General features: G+C 47.7%; 28 protein-coding genes. 16 read left to right on the top strand and 12 right to left on the bottom strand.

Annotated elements, in window-relative coordinates; genetic code table 11:
• Nucleotides 1-7: 7 nt before the first annotated feature.
• From HLM86_RS06140 to HLM86_RS20170, 5 genes are all read left to right on the top strand, one after another.
• Entirely contained in the window at nt 8-502 is a 495-nt protein-coding gene (locus HLM86_RS06140; RefSeq protein ID WP_076587457.1) for a flagellar basal body-associated FliL family protein, read from the top strand.
• Between the two features lie 11 nt (nt 503-513).
• Nucleotides 514-1,242, top strand: coding sequence for a FliA/WhiG family RNA polymerase sigma factor (locus tag HLM86_RS06135; RefSeq protein ID WP_170882409.1), 729 nt, complete (start codon nt 514-516; stop codon nt 1,240-1,242).
• Between the two features lie 9 nt (nt 1,243-1,251).
• Nucleotides 1,252-2,109: a flagellar motor stator protein MotA gene (gene motA, locus HLM86_RS06130; protein ID WP_076587461.1), complete on the top strand. Its 858-nt coding sequence runs from the start codon at nt 1,252-1,254 to the stop codon at nt 2,107-2,109.
• Nucleotides 2,109-3,107, top strand: coding sequence for a flagellar motor protein MotB (locus HLM86_RS06125; protein ID WP_076587463.1), 999 nt, complete (start codon nt 2,109-2,111; stop codon nt 3,105-3,107). The genes motA and HLM86_RS06125 overlap by 1 nt, the downstream gene beginning before the upstream one ends.
• Nucleotides 3,108-3,175: 68 nt before the next feature.
• Nucleotides 3,176-3,463 carry a hypothetical protein gene (locus HLM86_RS20170; RefSeq protein ID WP_076587464.1) on the top strand — a complete coding sequence of 96 codons (288 nt, stop codon included), beginning with the start codon at nt 3,176-3,178 and terminating at the stop codon, nt 3,461-3,463.
• A gap of 94 nt (nt 3,464-3,557) precedes the next feature.
• Here the strand turns inward: HLM86_RS20170 and HLM86_RS06120 are convergent, their stop codons facing one another.
• Genes HLM86_RS06120 through flgB form a run of 12 tightly spaced genes read right to left on the bottom strand, consistent with a single transcriptional unit; the run spans nt 3,558 to nt 13,529 of the window.
• Complete coding sequence (locus tag HLM86_RS06120; RefSeq protein ID WP_076587466.1) at nt 3,558-4,598, bottom strand: flagellin; 1,041 nt, start codon at nt 4,596-4,598, stop codon at nt 3,558-3,560.
• Nucleotides 4,599-4,615: 17 nt separating this feature from the next.
• On the bottom strand, nt 4,616-5,512 hold the full coding sequence (flgL, locus tag HLM86_RS06115) for a flagellar hook-associated protein FlgL (RefSeq protein WP_076587468.1): 897 nt from the start codon (nt 5,510-5,512) through the stop codon (nt 4,616-4,618).
• 15 nt (nt 5,513-5,527) lie between these two features.
• Nucleotides 5,528-6,901 (bottom strand): flagellar hook-associated protein FlgK, encoded by a 1,374-nt coding sequence (gene flgK, locus HLM86_RS06110; RefSeq protein ID WP_076587470.1) that lies wholly within the window; start codon nt 6,899-6,901, stop codon nt 5,528-5,530.
• A complete protein-coding gene (locus tag HLM86_RS06105; protein WP_170882408.1) occupies nt 6,902-7,447 on the bottom strand; it encodes a rod-binding protein in 546 nt (181 codons plus the stop codon).
• Between the two features lie 9 nt (nt 7,448-7,456).
• The gene (locus HLM86_RS06100; protein ID WP_245798171.1) at nt 7,457-8,563 is read right to left on the bottom strand and encodes a flagellar basal body P-ring protein FlgI; all 1,107 of its coding nucleotides are present in this window, start codon (nt 8,561-8,563) and stop codon (nt 7,457-7,459) included.
• A gap of 17 nt (nt 8,564-8,580) precedes the next feature.
• Nucleotides 8,581-9,252: a flagellar basal body L-ring protein FlgH gene (gene flgH / locus HLM86_RS06095; protein ID WP_076587476.1), complete on the bottom strand. Its 672-nt coding sequence runs from the start codon at nt 9,250-9,252 to the stop codon at nt 8,581-8,583.
• Nucleotides 9,253-9,280: 28 nt separating this feature from the next.
• Complete coding sequence (flgG, locus tag HLM86_RS06090; RefSeq protein WP_076587478.1) at nt 9,281-10,066, bottom strand: flagellar basal-body rod protein FlgG; 786 nt, start codon at nt 10,064-10,066, stop codon at nt 9,281-9,283.
• Nucleotides 10,067-10,087: 21 nt separating this feature from the next.
• A complete protein-coding gene (locus HLM86_RS06085) occupies nt 10,088-10,819 on the bottom strand; it encodes a flagellar basal body rod protein FlgF (protein WP_076587480.1) in 732 nt (243 codons plus the stop codon).
• A gap of 11 nt (nt 10,820-10,830) precedes the next feature.
• The gene (gene flgE, locus HLM86_RS06080; protein WP_076587482.1) at nt 10,831-12,027 is read right to left on the bottom strand and encodes a flagellar hook protein FlgE; all 1,197 of its coding nucleotides are present in this window, start codon (nt 12,025-12,027) and stop codon (nt 10,831-10,833) included.
• 22 nt (nt 12,028-12,049) lie between these two features.
• Nucleotides 12,050-12,730: a flagellar hook assembly protein FlgD gene (flgD, locus tag HLM86_RS06075; RefSeq protein ID WP_076587484.1), complete on the bottom strand. Its 681-nt coding sequence runs from the start codon at nt 12,728-12,730 to the stop codon at nt 12,050-12,052.
• Complete coding sequence (gene flgC, locus HLM86_RS06070; RefSeq protein WP_076587486.1) at nt 12,730-13,164, bottom strand: flagellar basal body rod protein FlgC; 435 nt, start codon at nt 13,162-13,164, stop codon at nt 12,730-12,732. The genes flgD and flgC overlap by 1 nt, the downstream gene beginning before the upstream one ends.
• A 2-nt stretch (nt 13,165-13,166) precedes the next feature.
• Nucleotides 13,167-13,529 (bottom strand): flagellar basal body rod protein FlgB, encoded by a 363-nt coding sequence (flgB, locus tag HLM86_RS06065; RefSeq protein WP_076587488.1) that lies wholly within the window; start codon nt 13,527-13,529, stop codon nt 13,167-13,169.
• 69 nt (nt 13,530-13,598) lie between these two features.
• On the opposite strand from flgB, the gene flgA reads away from it, so the two are divergent.
• The 11 genes from flgA (at nt 13,599) to nth (ending at nt 22,878) form a co-directional block, all read left to right on the top strand.
• Entirely contained in the window at nt 13,599-14,405 is an 807-nt protein-coding gene (flgA, locus tag HLM86_RS06060) for a flagellar basal body P-ring formation chaperone FlgA (protein WP_076587489.1), read from the top strand.
• A gap of 145 nt (nt 14,406-14,550) precedes the next feature.
• The gene (flgM, locus tag HLM86_RS06055) at nt 14,551-14,832 is read left to right on the top strand and encodes a flagellar biosynthesis anti-sigma factor FlgM (RefSeq protein ID WP_076587491.1); all 282 of its coding nucleotides are present in this window, start codon (nt 14,551-14,553) and stop codon (nt 14,830-14,832) included.
• Between the two features lie 22 nt (nt 14,833-14,854).
• On the top strand, nt 14,855-15,292 hold the full coding sequence (locus tag HLM86_RS06050; protein WP_076587492.1) for a flagellar protein FlgN: 438 nt from the start codon (nt 14,855-14,857) through the stop codon (nt 15,290-15,292).
• Entirely contained in the window at nt 15,276-15,974 is a 699-nt protein-coding gene (locus HLM86_RS06045) for a lytic transglycosylase domain-containing protein (RefSeq protein WP_170882407.1), read from the top strand. The genes HLM86_RS06050 and HLM86_RS06045 overlap by 17 nt, the downstream gene beginning before the upstream one ends.
• A 263-nt stretch (nt 15,975-16,237) precedes the next feature.
• On the top strand, nt 16,238-16,819 hold the full coding sequence (gene rsxA, locus HLM86_RS06040) for an electron transport complex subunit RsxA (protein ID WP_076587594.1): 582 nt from the start codon (nt 16,238-16,240) through the stop codon (nt 16,817-16,819).
• Complete coding sequence (rsxB, locus tag HLM86_RS06035) at nt 16,819-17,403, top strand: electron transport complex subunit RsxB (RefSeq protein ID WP_076587494.1); 585 nt, start codon at nt 16,819-16,821, stop codon at nt 17,401-17,403. The genes rsxA and rsxB overlap by 1 nt, the downstream gene beginning before the upstream one ends.
• Nucleotides 17,404-17,411: 8 nt before the next feature.
• Nucleotides 17,412-19,835, top strand: coding sequence for an electron transport complex subunit RsxC (rsxC, locus tag HLM86_RS06030; RefSeq protein ID WP_171831434.1), 2,424 nt, complete (start codon nt 17,412-17,414; stop codon nt 19,833-19,835).
• Entirely contained in the window at nt 19,835-20,881 is a 1,047-nt protein-coding gene (rsxD, locus tag HLM86_RS06025) for an electron transport complex subunit RsxD (protein WP_076587497.1), read from the top strand. Before rsxC ends, rsxD begins: the two co-directional genes overlap by 1 nt.
• A gap of 8 nt (nt 20,882-20,889) precedes the next feature.
• Nucleotides 20,890-21,525 carry an electron transport complex subunit RsxG gene (rsxG, locus tag HLM86_RS06020; protein WP_076587499.1) on the top strand — a complete coding sequence of 212 codons (636 nt, stop codon included), beginning with the start codon at nt 20,890-20,892 and terminating at the stop codon, nt 21,523-21,525.
• Nucleotides 21,518-22,210: an electron transport complex subunit E gene (locus tag HLM86_RS06015; protein ID WP_076587501.1), complete on the top strand. Its 693-nt coding sequence runs from the start codon at nt 21,518-21,520 to the stop codon at nt 22,208-22,210. The genes rsxG and HLM86_RS06015 overlap by 8 nt, the downstream gene beginning before the upstream one ends.
• A gap of 32 nt (nt 22,211-22,242) precedes the next feature.
• Complete coding sequence (gene nth, locus HLM86_RS06010; protein WP_170882405.1) at nt 22,243-22,878, top strand: endonuclease III; 636 nt, start codon at nt 22,243-22,245, stop codon at nt 22,876-22,878.
• Nucleotides 22,879-23,140: the final 262 nt, after the last annotated feature.

Genomic DNA, 23,140 nt, shown 5'->3' with positions numbered 1-23,140 from the left:
AAAGGTTATGACTAAACAACAAATGATCGCTCTTTTCGCCGCGATGATCATCACCAGTGCACTGGTTTCAGCAACAACAGTGATCGGAGGTATTTGGGTACTAAAACAACCCAGTAATGCCTCAGAACCTTCGGTTTTTTCCGGCTCCCCTCTGTCTTTTCTGACCGAAGAACGCTCTCAAACACCGACGCCAAGCTTCCATTCGCTAGACAAAATTGTGCTTAGCGTGAAAGGAAAGCGCCAGACCCATTTCGTGATGCTCGAAGTGGCGATAGAAACTCGTCGCCCAGAGCGCATTAAACACATTGATGACTACATGCCTGTGGTTCGGAATGCATTATTGCAATTGTTCAGCGACAAAACCTACGACGATCTACGTCAGGAAGGCGCTGTTGAACTGGTGCAAAATCAGGTCAAGCAAACCGTATTACTGGCCTTTGAAAAAACCGACATTCTCAGAGAGATCGATGATGTCTTATTAACCAAGTACGTCGTTCAATAAAGGAAGCGACCATGTTGGATATGAATTTTCAGGATGAATACAGCATAGAAGGCGACGTTCGTTCACCCTCTATCCCCATCGATGAAAACCGGCTTCTTGAGAAACATCAGATTCTGGTGAAACGAATCGTGAACCAGCTTAGAGTCCATGCTACATCACACTGCAGCATCGATGATATGCAGCAAATTGGGTTGATTGGTTTGCTTGAGGCCGGGCGTCGCTACGGTAATATTGATGATCCAAACTTCCCTGCCTTTGCGGTATGCAGGATCCGAGGTTCGATCCTTGATGAGTTAAGAAGGCTAGACTGGCGCTCACGTAAAACCCGCCAACAAGCTCACGAACTCAATGATATTACTCGCGATTTGATGAAAACTCTCGGGCGGCAACCAACAGATACAGAAATAATCCAAGCGTTAGGCACCGATGAGCAAGATTTTCTCTCACGGCAAAATGCCGCGTTGGCCGGAGAATTACAAAGCCTCGACCAACTGATTGAAAGTGGCATAGAAACCTATCATGAAACAAGCTACGACGGAATGGAACACGAGCAAACACGCCGCAGTCTTGAAGTCGCCCTAGAGAAGCTGACAAAAAGAGATCAACTCCTCTTGACCTTGTTTTATCAACACGAACTCAACCTTCATGAAATCGCACTGGTGCTAAACCTGACACCTCCTAGGATTTGTCAGCTCCATAAGCAAGCACTGGTGCAACTTAATCACTATTTATCCTCCTAGGAGTCACAAATGCAAAAGTTTTTTGGAGCCATCACCGTCCTACTGTGTGTCTTTGGTGGATACATGTGGGCCGGCGGCAAGCTGGGCGCGATTTGGCAACCCGCTGAATTTCTAATTATTATTGGTGCCGCTGCCGGTTCCTTGATTATTGGTAACCCTCCGCAAGTCCTCAAAGAGATGCGCCAACAAGTGCGTGCGACCATGTCTGCCCCGCACGAGGAATATGAATACTATATGGAGCTGATGGCGCTGCTCAATCACCTGCTTGAAACCGCGAGAAGTCGAGGCTTTAAGTTCTTGGATTCTCACATTGAAGCGCCGGAGCAAAGCTCTATCTTCTTGGCCTATCCAAATGTTGGCAGTGACTATCGACTCATTTCCTTCATTACCGATAATTTACGTTTAATGGCCATGGGACAAATGTCTCCCCACGAGTTAGAGGGGTTGTTAGAACAAGAAATAGAAGCTATTCAAACCGAAATGCTACTGCCTTCTCGTTCAATGCAGCGCACCGCTGAAGCGCTTCCTGGGTTCGGCATCCTTGCCGCCGTTGGCGGTATCATTATAACGATGCAAGCGATCGATGGATCTATTGCCATGGTGGGTTACCACGTCGCGGCAGCTTTAGTCGGCACCTTTATTGGTATCTTTGGTTGTTACTGTTGCCTCGACCCTTTAAGCAACGCAATGGCGCAACGCGTTAAGCGTAACATGACTGCATTTGAATGTATTAGGGCAACTTTAGTCGCCTACGTTGCTAAAAAGCCAACGTTGCTCGCGATTGATGCTGGCCGTAAGCACATCCAACTCGACATCAAACCGACATTTAATCAAATGGAGAAATGGCTCTCAGAGCAGGAGATATGATGCAAAGACAAGAGCAAGTCGTATTCAAACGAACCAAAGTGGTTCAGAACGATGACTACCATGGCGGTGCGTGGAAAGTAGCCTTTGCTGATTTCATGATCGCGCTTATGGCATTGTTTCTGGTGCTTTGGGTCATGCAAGTGGTCAATAGAGAAGAGCGCAAAGCCATCGTCGCTCACCTCCAAAGTGCCAGCGTGTTTGATAAAAGCTATGGCAATCCCTTTGACTCAGCTCAGAGTATCTCTCCTATCGATCTGGCGTCGAACTCGTCCGTACCCAGTAAGCATGATTCGACTCACGTGGTCAGTTCATTTTTTCAAGGGGATGGTGACGGCCCGGAAACGGATGCTTTGATCCCTGGAAAGTTCGATACGCAAGAAAGGCTGGCGGCACTGGCGAAAGTCATTAAGGAAGCGGTTAGGCAGTCTAGCGCTCAAGGAAACGTCAATATTGACGTTACGCCGCAAGGGCTAAGAATCGTATTACAAGATGACTATAAGCAACATATGTTTGGCCGTGGCGGCTCGGAGTTGACCCCTTTCTTTGAAGATCTTCTCCTTGCATTAGCGCCTGTGTTCAAAGGGGTGGACAATCCGCTGATTATCAGTGGTCACACCGATGCGATTCCGTATAAAGGTCGACTTGAACGGCATTCAAACTGGGAACTTTCTGCGTCTCGTGCCAATGCTGCCAGATATACGCTGGTTGCAGGCGGCATGCCTGCAAATCGTGTGTTACAAGTAACTGGAATGTCAGATCGTGCGCTACTCAACAACACCGAACCTGCATCCAGCGAAAACCGGCGTATTGAACTGTTTGTGTTAACCACACCAGCCGCCAAGGTATTGGAAACCTTTTTCGGCACTCAGCAGGATAGTGAGTTACAAAAGGCACGGCTTAAAGCCGAGTTCAACCAACCTGTCATCCGTCAGGATGTCATTGGTTATTCTGAACCGGTTCAAGCTACGCCTTTGTCCATGACAACGCAATCTCTCTAATCCTTTTCAACTTTCACTCGCCGTCAGGTGTGTAACCCACATCTGATGGCTCAATTTTAAAGACGCCCATGTTTCAACATTCAGGCCAAAGTGCCAAAAAAGATGTGTTACAGAAAGCTTTCTTATGGCTGATCATCATTGACTATATGTTGCTTTCGTTATTCTTAAGTCAACTTTACAATCTGACTCTAAACGGAGGTACAGCCATCAGTACTTTGCTGCTTATTTACAATGTACTGATGACCTCCCTTTGTTTTCAAAGGACTGATAAAAGAGACGCGTACATCATTTACCCCACCCTATCGGCAACCTTACTTGCCTTTGTCTGCTTTCTCTATTTCTTCTTTTTAGTGTGAGCTCAAGTCTCACACAATACAGGTAAAAAAAATGCTCTCCAGAAACCTGAAGAGCAAAAAGAGCGAAAATCGCTCCTGAGCAGAGAATGTTCTCCTACCTAAGCAAGGCGACCACCGAATGACGCCGAACATTGGCCTGTGCATTAAGCGCTTGAAAAACCGACGAGAATTGATGTTCACTCTCGTCAAGAGCTTTTAATTTATCGCCCACTTGACTGGCGGATATCAACGATGTTTGGCTATGAATTATTCGCATCTGCGCGTTTAACTGTGAACCAATCCCTTTTGCCTGCTCTAAACCACTTTGTACTTGTCTTAAGTGCTGATTCACGGTGGCGATCGTTTTCTTAATACCATCACGTGAACCTAGGTCAAAACTCAGTTCAGAAATACCTTCAGGTTCTGGTTTAAGCGTCATTGCATTGGATTGACCTGCAGGAAAACGATGACCTTCACCAGTCACCATGACTTTTTTCTGCATTTGCAAATAGGCTTTTTCAGAGGATTCAAACACAATAGTGCCGTCTTCAGACAACGAGGCTCTTAGGCCAAGCGGGATCAGGTTCCTGTCCAACATTTTTACTGTTTTTTTGCCGTCAGATTGCCCATCAAATTGAATCATAACCGATTGGCCTTGGGGAAAATCCAACCGGATTTGTTCCGCTTTATCCTTCAAACGTTCAACATTGAGACCCGAAATTGAAAATCGACGTATGTCCGCTTGATCAAGCTTAAGCCGGAGTTGATTGTCCAAGACCTTTTTGCCTTCAAACTGCGCCGATTCAAGCGTACGTTCAATGTTGATTTTGGCGCTGGAGAGCCCTTCTTTCAAACTCGGATGCTGGTTTTTCCCTGCGTTCATTGCGCGGGTCAGCCCCTGCTTTATCTTGACCAATTCCCCGCCAATGACTTGCAGTGATTTTGTGCCTATCTGCACTGAGGTCGCATTTTGCTGCCCCTGAGTAAGCAAAACACCAGACAACGAATACGTTGCTGGTGTTGACGTTTTTGCTACCGAACGATACTGGCCAAGGCCAGTATCGGGATCGGAAGATCGCTGTGGAGTGATAGAGGATTTATCATGTCCTGTTAATCTGACATTATGCGGACGAACCTCAACCGTGCTCATTACCATATTGATTATCCTGCTTATTAAATACGATCAAAAAGGTTGAGATCGTTGATCTTGACGTAGCTTGCTTGTGTCGCCTGTAACGCAGCCATATAGTTATTCAACCTAACCGACGCCTCCCCATAATCCAACGCGGAGAGATCGTTGGTCACTTTGTCGACAAATAACTTATTTTCACTGTGCGCGCTGGCCATCATATCAAGATTATTGTGACGCCCACCCAACTCAGTTAATGCCGCCAGAACGGAGCTTGATGTTGATTCTATCGTGCTTAACGTCGATTCTACGGTCGCTCGAAATGCAGGTGTCGGTGATTTAAATTCAGCAATCAACGCGTCAAGCTCGTTGAGGACGTTGTTTCCACCTACGTCCAAGATCTCCTGTGCGGTCATATTCGACTCCATAGTGACGCCTTTAGCAACGGTCACCATACGCTTATCATTATTGCCCTCAATCACATAAGTACCTGTCGCATCGGATAACGCAGGGGTGTCTGTTTTCGTACCAGAGAACAAGAAACGACCTTCTTCATCTTGCGCATTAAACGACGACGCAACGGAGGACCGTAAGCTTTCCAGCTCAGTCACAAGGCCGACACGTTCAACGTCGCCCAGTGTTCCGTTAGCTCCCCAAAGCACTAATTCATTCATGTTTTTGAGGCTTTCATTAACAGAATCAAGATGGACTTCCTGACTCGATAAGGCAGTCTTTACATTGGCGATATTTGACTTGTATTGGTGGATCGCTGAACCTTCACGCTCCAAGTTAAGCAACTGTACAGAAGCCATGGGATCATCGGACAATTTTGTCAGGCGATCGCTGGTTGACATCTGTTGCATCACCTTGCCTAAACCTGCACTGTTTTTTTGCAGGCTTTGCAGCATCATATGGCTGAATTGCGTATCACTAATTCGCATCTGAGTTCCCTACTTTTAAAATATTTGCAGCACAGCATCAAACAACTGATTAGCCGTACTGATCACTTTCATGTTGGCATTGTGGACATTGGCAAACGTCATCAGGTTCGCCGCTTCTTCATCACTGTTGACGGCACTGACATTGTCTCGAGCTTTCACAGCCTGATCATTCATCGACAATTTTGCCTGATAGTCTGCGCTCGCTTGACGGGCTTTGATGGCGGTTTCTCCAACCATCGCCGAGAAGGCATCATTAAGAGTGACAGAACCAAAGCCACTGATTGAAAATGTTTTATTGCTGACCGCTATCAGTTTATCCAGTACATCTGCATTGCCTGGGTTACCATCCGCGGACAGAGCGAGCTGGGCCGGCTGAAGATCCGTGATGGTCAAGCTGGCTGCTGGGTTAGCCGGATCATAACTAAACATAGCGCTTCCGGGGTTACCATTTAAGTCAGTCCCCGTTGCCAATAAGGTGTTGAATTCATCCGCGACTGACTTTGCCATGTCGTCAATGGCATTGCGATAAGGTTTCAGTACCTCTATTTGGTAATCATTTAACGCGCCAATCTGACCGCCCGCCACACCTGTGGCTGAAAACTGTTGCTTGCCGAATTCGACCACCAATTCCGCCATATAAGGGTCAGTGGGGTCAGGGAGCGCTTTTAGTTTTCCAGCATCACCGCCCATCACCAATGGCTGCCCCGATGACAAGGTCACCTGAAGACTTCCGTCCGCTTGATCGGTAGTTTTTATCGCGACCACTTTCGATAGCTCTCCAATTAAAGCATCTCGCGTATCAAGCAATTGGGCTGGGTTGCCGCCCGTTCCTGCCATCTCAACCACTTGCTTGTTGATATCGGCAATATTCCCCATCAGACTGTTGGCATGAGCAATCGCAGCGGTGCGCTGATCATTCATGTCTTTGTGTTGATGATGAAGCGATTCTGTCAATGTGTTAAATCGACGCGCCAGCGCTTCAGACTCATTAATGATCTGTTGACGATAGGGCACCGACTCTGGTTTTACTGTGGCGTCGTTAAGTGAAGAAAACAGGGTGTCCAGTCCTGCAGACAAACTGAACCCATCGGCGCCTAGGGTATTTTCCAATAGCCCCATACTGGTGGTATATCGAGTCGCATACGCAGACAGACTGTTTGTCGACCACGTTTGCTTCGTCAGAAAGTCATCGGTGACTCGGCGAATACTCGACACTTCAACCCCTGAGCCTGCGCTGAGATTGTCATATTTCGCGCCCCCTACAGAGACCATGAGTGCCTGTTGACGACTGTACCCAGGAGTGTTGATATTAGAGACGTTCTGGGCTGTGACATCCAGCGCCACACGGTTCGAATTGAGCCCTGACAAGGCAATATTAACAAGATTCATTTACAGCTCCATTTTTCGAATCAAAGGCTGTGCAAAAGCAGTGGTTGCACTGACTTCTCCCAGCATTTGTTTTACAGAGGCGACCGTCTCCTCTTTGGTATGAAATAATCCAGTCTGATTCAAGGTGTCCTCATATTCAGGCTGTGATACCCCTCTCAAGCCGCGGTCACCATCATTGGCTGAGACAGCCAATGAGTGACGGTCAAACTCGACTTCTGACATTGAGGGGCTAAGTTGACGAATCAACATATCTGAGATCCCTGAATGCTGTTTTTTGGCCATTTCAATCGCTAATTGGCCATCGTACATGTCGCGGAAAACGCCTTGCTGCTGGCTAGAAAACGGACTGTCTTTATCTGCAAGAACATCACTACTGGTGCGCATCTGACGTAACACCATCTGCAAAAACATGGCTTCAAACTGACCCGCCACCGCTTCCAACGCCTGCCCTGACTCTGAATTATTCTTTATATTTACTAACGCACGGTTGTCGTGATAGAGCACTTGATTCATTTGTGAGTGCTCATTAAGGCCGTCTAATTTCATTTTATTCTCCTATATCACAACCAGCTCTGCATTGAGGGCTCCAGCCTCATGCAATGCTTGTAAGATCGACATCAAGTCCGTCGGCGTGGCTCCAAGACTGTTCACCGCATTCACAATAGTATTGAGCTCAGTGCCAGGAGGCCAGATCACCATTTGCGCTTGCTCTTCGGTAACATCGAGCAGTGACTGGTCTGTCACTTTCGTTTCGCCAGACGACAACGCATTCGGTTGACTCACCTGCTGAGACTCTGCAATCGTCACCGTAAGATTGCCATGACTCACTGCCGCCTCACTCACCTTAACACTTTGACCAATGACGACCGTGCCGGTTCGGGAGTTAAATACAATACGTGCTGGCTTGCGCCCTTCGAGGACACTAATGTCTTCTAACATCGACATCATCACTACCCGCTGCTGACTGTCTTTTGGTGCCTTGACGTCAATACGAACGTTGTTTTTTGCGATCGCGACTTTAGGGCCGAAAATATTATTGATTTCACGGGCAATATTTTTTGCGGTCGTAAAGCTTGGTTTGCGAAGGTTTAAAACAACGTGCTCTAGCTCTGAGAAATCACTCGGAACTTCCCGTTCAAGCATCGCTCCTCCCGGGATTCGTCCTGACGTCGGCGTATTGATGACCACTTTTGAGCCGCTTTTCCCTTCCGCTGATACGCCGCCAACGACAACATTTCCCTGCGCAACGGCATACACTTCTCCATCAATACCGCGCAATGGCGTCAAGAGTAAAGTACCGCCTCTTAGACTCTTTGCATCACCAATAGAAGACACCACAACATTCAATGTTTGCCCTTTACCCGCCATAGGTTCGACCGTCGCTGTTACACTCACAGAGGCAACATTACGAAGCTTAGGGTTGATATTGTCGTCAATCTGGACCCCAAATTGACGCAACATATTGGTGACCGACTGGGCGGTAAATTTGACTTGATTCCGGTCACCCTGACCATCGAGACCAACCACTAAGCCATAGCCCACCAACTGGTTTTCTCGGATACCCTGTACGTCGACCAAATCCATCACAGGAATCGCCACTTCAGCACGAGCAGGGTAAGTGACCGCCGCAAGAGACGCGAGCAGCAACGCGGTATAATACATCTTCATTTTTTGTTTCATTAAAACGGCATCCAAGGACTGTTAAAGAATTGAGTCAGCCATCCTGCGGCATTACTGTCTGATAAAGCGCCACGACCGGAATACGTAATTCTGGCATCTCCGATTCGAGATGATGGGACTTGATTGTTTCGGCTGATATCATCAACCCTAACAATGCCAGTGAGACGAATGAATTCATCGCCCTGGTTGAGACGAATCCACTTCTCGCCATTGATGCGCAATACACCATTGGGCAGGACTTCATGCACCGTGACGGTAATTGATCCTTCAAGTTTATTTCCCTGTGAACTGGATGCACTGCCATCAAACCCTCGCTTTGCATCCACACTCGCAGCCAACTCACTGATGGTATTGCCACCGAGGCTAGGGGCAGAAAACCCAACACTGGAGTTCTTTCCATATTTTGTATCGGCTTTCTTACTTGATTCCGTCACTTCAGCGAGCATCACCGTCAACATATCGCCCACACGGTAAGCTCTCCTATCCTGAAACAGAGTCATGGTATATTTGTGACGATAAAGGCTCCCACTTTCCGCCTCCGGCAGAGAATAATCCAAAGTTGGAGGGGCGTATTTTTCGCCATCGGGTTCGGGAGGAGTAAACTCCTGACGACCTGCGCACCCAGCAAGTAAAACGATAACCAACGGCCAACATCTAAAAAACGCCATCATTCATTATTCCTTTATCATCACGTAACTATTACACCGACTGGGCAACAAACTTCAGCATATCATCTGCTGCAGAGACCACTTTGGCGTTCATTTCATAAGCGCGTTGTGTGGTAATCATGTCAACCATTTCCTCAACAACTTGAACATTAGAGCCTTCTAGGGCGCCTTGTTTGATGCTTCCGGCTCCCTCCTCACCTGCGGTCAGCTCTTCAGCCTGACCACTGGCTTCGGTTTCACGAAATAGGTTACCGCCCGCCGCCTCAAGACCTGCTGGGTTGATAAATCGTGCTAACGTAATCTGACCCAAGCCAGTCGGAGTTGTACTGCCCGGCGTGGTTGCCGAAACGGTGCCATCCACGCCAATAGATAGGGATATTGCGTCTTCCGGAATTTGGATCTGAGGCTCAAGCGGTAACCCCTGACTGTTGACCATCAGGCCCTCAGAGTTCACATGAAATTGACCATTTCGGGTGTACATGATCTGACCATCTGAATTTTCTATCTGGAAGAAACCTTGTCCCATGACCGCTAAATCCAACTCTTGGCTGGTATTTTGAGCATTGCCTTGTGTAAACACCTTTTGAGTGCCGACAACACGCACACCACTACCAAGCTGAACGCCAGACGGCAGTTGGTTAACGTCGTCTACTTGCGCACCAGGTTGACGTTGGATGTTGTAAAACAAGTCTTCAAAAACTACCCTGTCACGTTTAAATCCGACCGTATTCACATTGGCTAGATTGTTGGAGATCGCCGTCATCTTCGTATCTTGAGCGGCCATACCCGTTTTGCTTACCCATAATGCTGAATGCATTTTCTACTCCTTTGACGCCGCTTAGCGCGACGCCATTAATTTGTTTCCAGCCTGAGCCAAAGTCTCTGCTGTTTTCATCATCCGAACTTGCATTTCGAAATTTCGGGTGAGCGACATAACATTAAGTAATTCATCAATTGCAGAAACGTTACTGCCTTCGATATGCTCAGGCGCAAGTTGGACCGTTTCATCTTCAGCAAAAGGATTTCCATCAATGCTGTGTAAAAGGCTGTCACTTTCTTTTTGCAGCTGATTGGTTTGTGGATTAACCCGCTTAAGGGTGCCAACTTCAATTTCAGCGCCGCCACCGGGTGGCACGACTGAAATCAGCCCCCGTTCACTGATGTCGACCGATTGGTAATCAGGCAAGGTCAGCGGGCCTCCGTCGCCGATAACCGCAAAACCATTGATGCTTAAGGCACCAAATGAATCGACTTTGATGTTACCTGCGCGCGTGTAGGCTTCTTGCCCATCCGCGGTTTGCACGGTGAGGTAACCTTCGCCCATCACAGCAACATCAAGCGCTCGGCCGGTTTTAACAATGTCTCCCTCGTCAAAACGTGTCGAAGCGGAATTCGTCGCCACCAAGGTGCGACCATCAAAACCCGAACCTTCCATCTTGATGCTGGAAACACGTTCCATATCTGCACGAAAGCCTGCCGTGTCGGCATTTGACAAGTTGTTGGAGCGTACATGCTGGGCTTTCATTACCCTGCTCGCTCCCGATGTTGCGGTAAATAACAAACTGTCCATTTAAGGCTCCGTTAGATGGCGTTGAATAGTGCCTGAGTCAACTTATCACTGGTCGAAATGGTTTTTGCATTGGCTTGATAATTGCGCTGAGCGGTCATCAAGTTAACCAATTCGCTAGTCAAGTCGACGTTTGAGCCTTCAAGCGCTCCCGGAGTTAAATCTCCCAAAGTCCCTGAACCTGGTACACCGACAACGGGCGCTCCAGAACTAAAACTTTGTGTCCATGCGGTACCACTGACTTTCGCTAGCCCCTGTGTGTTGGCGAAGTCAGCCAATACCACTTGCCCCTGAAGCTGAGACTGACCATTGGTATAAGTCGCATAAACCATACCGTTGTTTTCAACTCTCACGCCCGCTAACTCACCAGATGTGTAGCCATTAGGGTTATTGGTACTGACACCAAAGCCACTACCAAACTGAGTACTGCCCGATAAATCAACATCGATACTCATTGCGTTGGCACCTGGCGCAGGGAAAGACAGGTTAAAGCTGCCTGTCGGAGTTGCCAGAGAGCCATCTGGATTAAACGTCATGGCTAAAGTAGAAACTGGGGCTGCGCCGCTATCCACTTGTACATTCACTTCCCAAGTATTGTCGGCGACCTTGGTAAAGTACTGAGTGATGCTGTGAGGTTTACCCTGAGAGTCGTACGCTTTTGTCGTGTAGGAGGAGTTAAACGAGTCGGTATCGCTAGGGTTAAAAGGGTTGGTCGTTTGATCTATGGTCGCGCTAGTCGCATCAAAGTTAGCAATGAACTCCATCTTGTCCGTGGCTTTGGCCGCAAGCGAAGAGGTTGAAATCTTGATGTCTCCAGAGGCACCAGAAAGAAGCGTGTTGTTCGCATCAACACTGTAGCCTTGAAGCTTCCCACCCGTGTTGCCAACAACATAATTGTCTTTATCTGTTCCAAACACACCCGAGCGCGTATATAACATCTGGCCAGCGCTGTCTTTGGTGACAAAGAAACCACTACCATTGATCGCCAAATCCATTGCTCGACCGGTTCCGCTAACCGAACCATTTTTATCAAAGTTCTGAGAAATTGAAGCAACTTCAACACCCCCAGGCTGCATACCATTATAAACCGCAGCAAATTCGGTTCGGGCACCTTTAAATCCGTATGTGGACGCATTGGCGATATTATGGCTGATCGTATTTAATTCTTTGTTCGTCGCATCGAGGCCACTAAGGGCAATATTAAAACTCATAACGCTCTGTATTCCTTATTGGTTAAGCACCAAACTGAGTGATTTGATAGAAAGGGACGCTGCCAACACCTTCAATATTGACAAACGTTGCGCCACCTGAACTTGGGATACGGACTTGCTCTACCTGACCGGACAATAGGATATTCGGTGCGGACTGGCCTTCCTGTACTTCAACGGAAACGGAATATTTCCCGGGCTTTAAGCCCAGCTCTGTTGGATTGATTGAGAAGTCAACATCACCAGCAGCATGTGCGCCTAAAGGCACTTTGACACGCTGATCAAATTCGTCTTTGACGACTAAATTGACTTGGCTTGAGGCATGGTCCAGTTCAATTTTTCCCGCTTGTATCTTGTCAGTGAGATCAAATTCACTGCCTGAAACATACACGGTTTGGCCAACTAAACCGGCCGTTGACAGTACTTGCATATTGTCTAGAAGTACCATGCTGTTTTTCATCATTGATGACATATTCTCGGTACTTTGTACTTGAGAAAATTGAGCAAGCTGGCTGACATACTCCGTGCCATCTAATGGGTCCAATGGATCCTGATTTTGAATCTGGGCCACCATCAAGCTAATGAATTCATTCTGCAACGATGTCGAGCTGTTGGCATCTTGGGGGTTACCCGCAATACCAACAGAATTTGAAGCACTGTTCACTGAGTTTCCAGCATTTAGGGTATGTTGCGAGGCAATAGTCATTAGCTGCCCTGCCCTAATTTAAGTAATCCTTGCTGCATGCTTTTCACATTGCTCAACACTTCAACATTGGTTTCAAAGCTACGTGTCGCAGACATCATATCGGCCATTTCCGCAACAACATCAATATCGGGGTAGTACACGTAACCCTCATCATTGGCCAACGGATTGCTCGGTTCAAAGCGCTTGTCTGCCTGACCTGCACTTTGGACAACATCAACAATTCTTACCTCTGCATTCGGGTAATCGTCTTGCCCAGTAGTCAACTGAGTTTTACTGTAAACCGTGGCAAATACTGGTTTCAGTGCTTTATAGGCGTCATCTGGGTTGGCGGAAACCGCGTCGGCATTGGCCAAATTACTGGCAACGGTATTGAGGCGCACAGTCTGTGCATTCATCGCCGAACCGGCTATGGAATATATATCAGTAAATGACATGATTAACGTCCCTCGATGACTTTGGATAAACCATTAAACTTCATATTGAGAAAAGTCAGGCTGGTCTGAAAGTCCATATTATTTTGAGTGAATTTTCCTTGCTCAACACCCAGTTCAACCGTATTCCTATCTTTGCTGTTCTGGTAAGGAATTGAATATTGCGTTGATACTTTCAATTGCGGCACAGGCTGATTCACACCCTGCGGTGACATCTGTTTCATGACAGTGGTAAAACTCAGGTCTTTGGCCAAGTACCCCGGCGTATCAACATTTGCTAGGTTACTGGCAAGGACTTTGGTACGCTGAACCCGAAAGTTCAGCGCGTCAGGATGGACTCCCAACGCATTATCAAACGAAATAGCCATGTCTCTTTCCTTTACAATTGGCTTGAATCAGTACCAATAAAACAAGATACGTGCCATAAATTAAAACAAATGAAATCATATACTTACAAAAAAGAAAGGAACGTAAACTTCCGCAAAACGGAAGTCGGTGACATCAAGAGGAACACCCTGACTTCCTCTGTTTTCCTATGGGGAGCTGCAAGCCTCTTTTTCCATGTTCCTGCCGCTTTTGGAAGCACCAACCCGATGTCGCAGCAAGCCATCCACAAAACCGTAGCGCAAGACTTTGAACAAGAGGTAAAAAACCAAGCGGAGACCCGCCTGTGGGGCGAGTACCAGCTCGAATATACGATCCGCGTCCCAACGACCGCGAATCACTTGTCGAAATGCCCAGTTGCCCTTGTCGTAAAAGGCATTGATAGTCAGTCCTTGCCGGTTGGAAATCTCAAACGTTCAGTCAGTTGTCTTGATTCGACAACAACGTGGAGACTGAATGTCAGTATAAAATCCAGGATCACACTCAATGTTGTCGTTGCGCTCAATGGGCTGAACCGAGGTGATGCGGTCACTGCCAGCGTATTGGCCCTTGAAGAACGAACGTTCACTCGAAGCCAAGACTTTTTTACCCGCATTTCTCAGGCGCTCAATAACACCGCCGCTCGGCGGATTCGTTCAGGTCAAGTGTTGGATCCTAAAAAATTGGATGCGCTGCCAATGGTCAATAAAGGTAATCAAGTCGTGATTGTGGCTGCGAAAGACGGATTTAGCGCGACAACGCGTGGCGTGGCGATGGAAAATGGGGAACAGGGGCAACAAATTGATGTGCGAAATAGTGCTTCAGGAAAAATCATAAGGGCCGTCGTCACCGATCTCAATATGGTTCGGACCCAATTCTGATTTTGGGCTCAAGTTATCATTTTGTGCTTTAAACCCAACACTCTGCAATAAATTCAGGTAGATATAAAAAAGTCGTAGCTGACATTTAATTTTATGGCCTAATGGTCGCATTATACCTGTAACCACATTGATTGAGGATAACACTATGAAAGTCGATAAAGTTGCGGGCGGCCATGTCCCACAAAGCAGTTTAGAGCACTCTTTTAAAACACCCACTCCAAAACCGGAAGTGAACCCCGTCTCAGAGGCCATGGTTAACACGAATACCGCGGCACTCGATAGCGCTTTGGCTCAGATGAAATCATTACCTGATGTCGATATGGCGAAGGTAGAACAGGTACGTAATGCACTTGCAAACGGTGAACTTTCTTTGGACACGAAAGCCCTTTCTCAAGCAGTACTTCAATTTCATACCGGTCACGAATAATTAGCGATTCAAGGATACAAGTATGACGACGTCCGATCCCTCACGATTGATAAAGCAATATGTCAAAACAATTGGTCAAGATATACGATTGTATCAACAATTAACGCCTTTGCTTCGCGAGCAGAAACAGTTATATCTGACCTTAGATGCAACTCGTCTAAGTGCTAACCTTGAGCAACAGAAACCATTGCTTAACCAGCTAATCGCTCACGCAGAAGAACGACGTCAAACTATGATTACCCTCGCTTTACCCGTAGAAAAGCGTGGGGTAGATAAACTGATTTCGCTATTGCCGCCAGCGATTAGCAAACAAGTGAGCGCCCAATGTAGAATGTTGCAAGGCATGATCGAACAATGCCAGAAGCTGAATCAAGACAATGGGCAAACTTCTGCTAACTTTCATGAACTAATGGTCCAAATTACTCAACCCAATCAGCATACCTATGCGGATAAAATATAGTTGGCAAACGTTGATATTATTGACGGCGAGTCTTATCACCGCATCATGCTATGCCACGCTCGCTCGATCTGCTAACGCTCTTTCCTCTGAAATCAAGAGTGAAATTGATATCCTTACCCCTCACAAAAGCCGCATCGAGTTGAGATTGAAGGCTAACAAACCCCTCATCAAGCACATATCGTCTCAGCTTATTGATCGTTCCTTGCCTAAGCATTTGGTGCTGTTGCCCATGCTTGAGTCGTCTTATAACCCTAAAGCCGTATCACCGGCCAATGCCGCTGGGCTCTGGCAACTGATTCCGGCGACCGCTCAACGCTTTGGGCTAAACATTGATGAGCGAGACGACCAGCGCTTTGACTCGATAGCCAGTACAAAAGCTGCTATTGGTTATCTGGTATTCTTATATAACAAATTTGATGATCTTTCCCTGACACTGGCCGCCTACAACGCAGGAGAAGGCAGAGTCGCGCGTGCAATTAAAAAAGCCGGTACTCGCGAGTTTTCTTCCCTGAAACTGCCGAAAGAAACCAAACAATATGTGCGCCGCTTTTACGCGTTACTTCACTTAATTAAGTTGGACACGTTGTTGGACGATGGGCCGCCGCCAATGCTCTTATTTGGAACTTCAGACTTGCCACCACTGATCGACCTTAGACCTCTCCCACCTTTAATCAGGCTATAGTCTCATCTTCGGCTGGATAAAAATAAAGAAGGCAACTGAATAACATTCACATGAAGAATGAAGATGAAAATGACATTCGAGTGATGATTTTTTTAGCTGCTGCCCAAGACAAGACTTTCATCATTAAACGACCAATTGCCCCAAAATCCTAGAATATCCCGTATAATTTTTAAACAACTATGTAAATCCCTATCTTTCCTTGGTTGTTATTGACTCAGCAAAGCAGGATAATGTCGGGATCGGAAGCTCTTAAATTTATAATTATGACCGAATATCTGTTGTTGTTGGTTGGCACCGTGCTAGTCAACAATTTTGTACTGGTAAAATTTTTAGGCCTATGCCCATTTATGGGCGTTTCCAAGAAACTGGAAACCGCAATTGGAATGGGTTTAGCGACAACATTCGTCCTGACTCTGGCGTCTGTTTGCGCCTACTTGGTTGAAAATTACATTCTCGCGCCATTGGGTCTGCAGTATTTACGAACCATGAGTTTTATTTTAGTGATCGCAGTTGTCGTGCAATTCACCGAAATGGTGGTGCACAAAACCAGCCCAACGCTTTACCGTTTGCTTGGTATCTTTTTACCCTTGATCACCACAAACTGCGCGGTGTTAGGCGTGGCACTGCTCAACATCAATGAACATCACAATTTCATCGAATCGATCATCTACGGTTTCGGTGCAGCGGTTGGTTTTTCTCTGGTCTTGATCCTTTTTGCCTCGATGCGAGAACGCATCAATGCGGCCGACGTACCTGCACCTTTCAAAGGCGCATCGATTGCAATGATTACTGCAGGTTTAATGTCACTGGCATTTATGGGCTTCACTGGACTGGTGAAATTGTAATGAGTGCCATTCTAATTGCTGTGCTAGCGCTCGTCCTCCTTGCCGCGGTGTTTGGCGCGATATTGGGGTTCGCATCTGTGCGCTTCAAAGTCGATGCAGACCCGATAGTTGACCAGATTGATACTCTTTTACCGCAAACTCAGTGCGGCCAATGTGGTTACCCCGGTTGTCGTCCCTATGCGCAGGCTATTGCAAATGGTGACGAAATCAATAAATGTCCTCCCGGTGGTCAGGCAACCATAGAAAAGCTGGCTGACTTAATGGGCGTCGACGCCACCGACTCTGCTCACGACTTAGAGAACGCAGTAAAAACAGTCGCCTACATCCACGAAGACATGTGTATAGGCTGCACCAAGTGTATTCAGGCCTGTCCTGTAGACGCGATTGTTGGGGGAACGAAAGCTCTGCATACCGTCATAAAGGATGAGTGTACTGGATGCGATTTGTGTGTAGCACCATGCCCAACCGATTGTATTGAAATGATCGCTGTAGAGACCACAACAGCGAGCTGGAAGTGGCAAATGGACGCCATTCCTGTTGTTAATGTTACCCATTCTGCCGTCACGCAGAACGACGTGAATTAAGGATCGGTATGCTCTCACTTATTGAACAAATAAAATCAGGCGCGTTGTGGGGTTTTCCAGGCGGGGTACACCCGCCTGAGAACAAACGCCAATCGGTCACAACGCCCATTACCCGATCGTCTATCCCAAGAGAAATTGTTCTCCCAGTTAAACAACACATTGGGAAACCAGGGACAATTACCGTCCGTGTTGGCGAACGCGTATTGAAGGGTCAAGCTTTAACCCAATACGATACCAGTTTTAGTCTGCCTATTCATGCCCCAACCTCTGGCCTTATCAGTGCCATTGAATTGCGAACTACTGCACACCCTTCAGGGTTATCTGAAACCTGCATTATTATTGAACCCGATGGTGAGGATCGCTGGATAGAACATTGTGGACAAAGCGATTTTACTCGCACTTCCCCCGACGATCTCATCGAAATCATTCGTCAAGCCGGTATCTCAGGCATGGGTGGTGCTGGATTTCCAACCGCGAAGAAGGTGCAATCCGGTCAGGGTCGTACTGAAATCCTTATTGTCAACGCCGCCGAATGTGAACCTTACATCACCTCTGATGATATGTTGTTGCAGACCCACGCTGATGATGTGCTCAAAGGTATTGAGATTGTCGAACATATTTTAAAACCGAAGCTGACAATTATAGGCATTGAAGACAATAAACCCCTCGCGATTCAAGCACTAGAAAAAGCCTGTGTGCACAAAAATATTGTCATTCGAGTGATACCCACTAAATACCCTTCTGGTGGGGAAAAGCAGCTAATAAAAATTCTGACTAACAGAGAGGTGCCGGAAAACGGCATCCCAGCACAGATCGGAATTCTGGTTCAGAATGTTGGCTCTCTGCGCGCCATCAAGCACGCGGTATGTGATGGGAAGCCCCTTCTGGAACGTATTGTCACCTTAACGGGCGATACATTCGAACAGCCGCGCAACGTTACCGCATTGATCGGCACACCCGTTCAAGCTCTGCTTGATGAATTTGGCTATAGCGCAGACAAGAAAACCCCTCGCCTAATTATGGGTGGTCCCATGATGGGCTTTACACTTCCGCATGCCAACGTCCCCATTACCAAAACATCCAATTGTATTTTGGCGCCGACGCGTAAAGAAATTGCGCCAAGTCAATATGAAATGGCCTGTATCCGGTGTGGCGAATGTGCGCAAGTCTGCCCTGCCTCGCTCCTTCCGCAGCAACTCCAATGGCACGCAAAAGCGGCCGAGTATGAGAAATGTGAAGAATTAAACCTGAAGGACTGTATTGAATGCGGCGCTTGTGCGTTCGTCTGTCCAAGCGAAATCCCTCTGGTGCATTATTATCGCCAAGCGAAAGCAGAAATCCGAACTCGAAAGGAAGAAGCAGACAATGCCGAGCGTGCCAAGCTGCGCTTTGAAGAGCGCAAGGCCCGCTTAGAGCGTGATAAATTAGAGAGAGAAAATCGATTTAAAAAGGCCGCCGAGGATCGTCGTAAAGAGAGCAAACAATCTGGTGACGGCGATGCAGTGGCTGCGGCGATAGCGCGCGTCAAAGCGAAACAAAATGAGACCAGCCAAGAGCCCACGAGTGTCAAACCAGCCGTGGCTGCGGCCATTGCAAAAGCAAAGGCCAAACAAGCCGCAGCGATACAGTCGGGGCAGGTTGAACCTGACAACTCAGAAATGATGGCCTTACGAGAAGAACGTAAACGTCAGGCAAGACAGAAAAAAGCAGACCAACAAGCCCCTTCTCAAAACGATGAGACGGCCCAGCCTACGCCCGCCAGCGACGACCCGAAAAAAGCCGCCGTGGCCGCCGCGATTGCACGAGCAAAAGCGCGCAAAGCAGAGCAACAAGCCCCTTCTCAAAACGATGAGGCGGCTCAGCCTACGCCCGCCAGCGACGACCCGAAAAAAGCCGCCGTGGCCGCCGCGATTGCACGAGCAAAAGCGCGCAAAGCAGAGCAACAAGCCCCTTCTCAAAACGATGAGGTGGCTCAGCCTACGCCCGCCAGCGACGACCCGAAAAAAGCCGCCGTGGCCGCCGCGATTGCCCGTGCAAAAGCGCGCAAAGCAGAACAACAAGCCCCTTCTCAAAACGATGAGACGGCCCAGCCTACGCCCGCCAGCGACGACCCGAAAAAAGCCGCCGTGGCCGCCGCGATTGCCCGTGCAAAAGCGCGCAAAGCAGAGCAACAAGCCCCTTCTCAAAACGATGAGACGGCCCAGCCTACGCCCGCCAGCGACGACCCGAAAAAAGCCGCCGTGGCCGCCGCGATTGCCCGTGCAAAAGCGCGCAAAGCAGAACAACAAGCCCCTTCTCAAAACGATGAGGCGGCTCAGCCTACGCCCGCCAGCGACGACCCGAAAAAAGCTGCCGTGGCCGCCGCGATTGCACGAGCAAAAGCGCGCAAAGCTAATAAAGAAACAAATCGTAAATTCGAGGAGAACGACTAGTGGCCTTCTTTATCGCCAGTTCACCCCATGCGCACAATCGCAGAAGTACACCCGATTTAATGAAATGGGTCGCCTTGTGTGCGCTTCCTGGCTTAGCGGCACAGACCTATTTCTTTGGCTGGGGAACGTTAATTCAGCTTGGTTTTGCCATCATTGTCAGCTTAGCCTTAGAAGCGAGTGTCATGGTTGCACGCAAGCGTCACCCTATCTCCGCTTTAAGAGACAACAGCGCCATAGTCACGGCTTGGTTACTGGCCATTGCTATACCACCGCTATCGCCTTGGTGGTTAGTGCTGATTGGCCTGATTTTTGCCATTTTGGTTGCCAAGCACCTCTATGGGGGGATTGGACATAACTTATTTAACCCCGCCATGGTCGCTTATGTCGTGCTACTGATTTCTTTCCCAGTGCAGATGACCAGTTGGCTTTCACCTCATGCTCTGCAACCCACCCCAATTTCGTTTGGTGACGCATTTTCACTGATTTTTACCAGCTTTAACCTTGATGGTTTGTCTCTACAGCAGATCAGAACCGGGATTGATGGGGTGACAATGGCCACTCCTCTGGATGCGTTTAAAACGGCCCTATTAACTGGAAACACGGCCGCAGAAGCCCTAAGACAACCACAATTTGGGGGGCTAGCAGGCATAGGTTGGGAATGGGTCAATTTGAGCTACCTGATAGGCGGCCTAGTCTTGATCAAACTGCGCGTGATCAGTTGGCATATTCCTGTGAGCTTTCTTGTCAGCTTAATGCTTATCAGTAGCCTATTTTCCCTACTGACGCCGGGTGATACAGCATCCCCCATCGTGCACCTTCTCTCTGGTGCGACCATGCTGGGGGCCTTTTTTATCGCCACGGACCCAGTTTCAGCCTCTACAACCGTTAAGGGTCGTCTCGTCTTTGGGGCCTTTATCGGTGCCATGGTCTTTATCATACGCAGCTGGGGAGGCTTTCCAGATGGCGTCGCGTTCGCGGTATTACTGGGTAACATGTCAGTACCCTTGATTGATTATTACACTAAACCTCGAACCTACGGTCACTAAGGGGCATGATGTTAAACGTTATTCGTAAAAATGGAGTGGTATTGGCACTATTTGCGTGCGCGTCAACGGGCGTGGTCGCTCTCACGCAATACCTCACCAAAGACCAAATCCAACGACAAGAACAAGCACAGCTGTTGTCGGTACTAAACCAAGTCATTCCCAAGGATATGCATAATAATAATCTCTACCAGTCCTGTACGCTGGTATCCGACCCTGCGCTTGGGACCGACATGCCTGTCCCTGTTTATATGGCTAGCCTAGATGGTCAACCCACCGCGATGGCCATTGAATCGGTGGCACCTGATGGCTATAGCGGAGCCATAAAGATTATCGTTGGTATCAAACAAGATGGGACCATTCTCGGCTCTCGCGTGCTCAACCATCAAGAAACACCCGGGTTAGGGGATAAGATTGATTTGCGTATCACAGACTGGATTCTGAGTTTTTCAGGCAAAACCGTCACACCCGATAACCTTTCAAGCTGGAAGGTACGCAAAGATGGCGGACAGTTTGATCAATTCACAGGCGCTACCATTACGCCACGGGCGGTAGTCAAAGCAGTGAGAAATACGGTACAATTTGTTAACAAAGAGCGGACTCAAATTCTCAACCAGCCCCTGAACTGCGGAGGCAGTGATGAGTGAACATAAAATTCTGATAAAAAATGGAATGTGGGATAACAACCCAGCGTTAGTCCAGTTGCTGGGGCTTTGCCCGCTGCTTGCCGTTTCTTCAACCATTACCAACGCGCTCGGTCTTGGTTTGGCGACTCTACTCGTGTTAGTGGGGTCGAACGTCACCGTATCCTTGGTGAGGGATTTTGTTCCTAAAGAAGTCCGTATCCCAGTCTTCGTGATGATTATCGCGGCCTTGGTCACTTGCGTACAACTTCTCATGAACGCTTACGCGTATGGCCTATACTTATCACTCGGAATTTTTATCCCCCTCATCGTGACCAACTGTATTATTATTGGACGTGCCGAGGCATTTGCCTCAAAAAACCCGCTGCTGCCCTCAGCGCAAGATGGATTTTGGATGGGTCTGGGAATGACAAGCGTGCTTGTGGTACTTGGCGCAATGCGGGAGGTCATTGGCAACGGTACGCTCTTTGATGGCGCAGATCTCCTATTAGGCAGTTGGGCCACTGCTTTACGTATTGAAATCTTTGAGTTCGAGAGTAATTTTTTGCTTGCTCTGTTACCACCAGGTGCCTTTATAGGGGTCGGTCTTCTTATTGCTGTAAAAAATATCGTTGATAAATACCAACAAGAGCGCCAACCAATAAAAGAAAAACCCACCATTGAACGCGCTCGAGTCACTAACCAGTAACCAAAACCTTCACACTGGACAGTACTGCTAAAATGAACAAACAAAAAAGACAAGAAATACTGGAGCGCTTGAGGGACAACAACCCTCACCCTGAAACTGAGCTCAACTGGAATAGCCCATTTGAATTGTTAATCGCGGTACTTTTGTCAGCTCAGGCAACAGACGTCAGCGTCAACAAAGCAACCGACAAACTTTACCCCGTTGCCAATACCCCTCAAGGGTTACTGGCACTCGGTGTCGATGGTGTCAAAGCGTATATAAAAACCATCGGCCTGTTTAATTCCAAAGCAGAAAACGTTATCAAAACCTGCAAAATCCTTCTCGACAAACACAATGGTGAAGTTCCGGAAGATCAAGCAGCACTCGAAGCGTTACCAGGCGTTGGGCGTAAAACGGCAAATGTGGTATTAAATACAGCGTTTGGCTGGCCAACCATTGCCGTCGACACGCATATATTTCGGGTCTCTAACCGAACCAAATTTGCCATGGGAAAAAACGTCGATCACGTTGAGGAAAAACTGCTAAAAGTGGTGCCAAAAGAATTCAAAATTGATGTTCACCACTGGCTAATTCTTCATGGTCGATACACCTGTGTTGCTCGAAAACCACGCTGCGGCAGTTGTATCATCGAGGATTTATGCGAGTACTCTCCACCAAAAAAAACGTAAAGAACCAACGCACGATAAAGATAGGGATTCCATTTGGAATCCTTTTTTTTTCTTTACAAATATTAAAAAAGTACATATGGTGTATTTATGTGTAACTGATGACGAATTTTGTAATGATTGGTTTGAGTAAAAGTATTCAAGTTAGGATATACAAGGATATAAATAACGCTTCTTTTCCCGTAGTTGTTCGGGGGAGTGGTCTACCTTGCTGCTTGTACCTTAACGCTTATCTTAATGGCAATCATAAGTCCCCACTTTCAAA

The organism is Vibrio ostreicida (assembly GCF_013074385.2).
Lineage (GTDB): Bacteria > Pseudomonadota > Gammaproteobacteria > Enterobacterales > Vibrionaceae > Vibrio > Vibrio ostreicida.
Note: the sequence above shows the minus strand (reverse complement) of the source record. Positions and strands in the feature narration are given on the sequence as shown.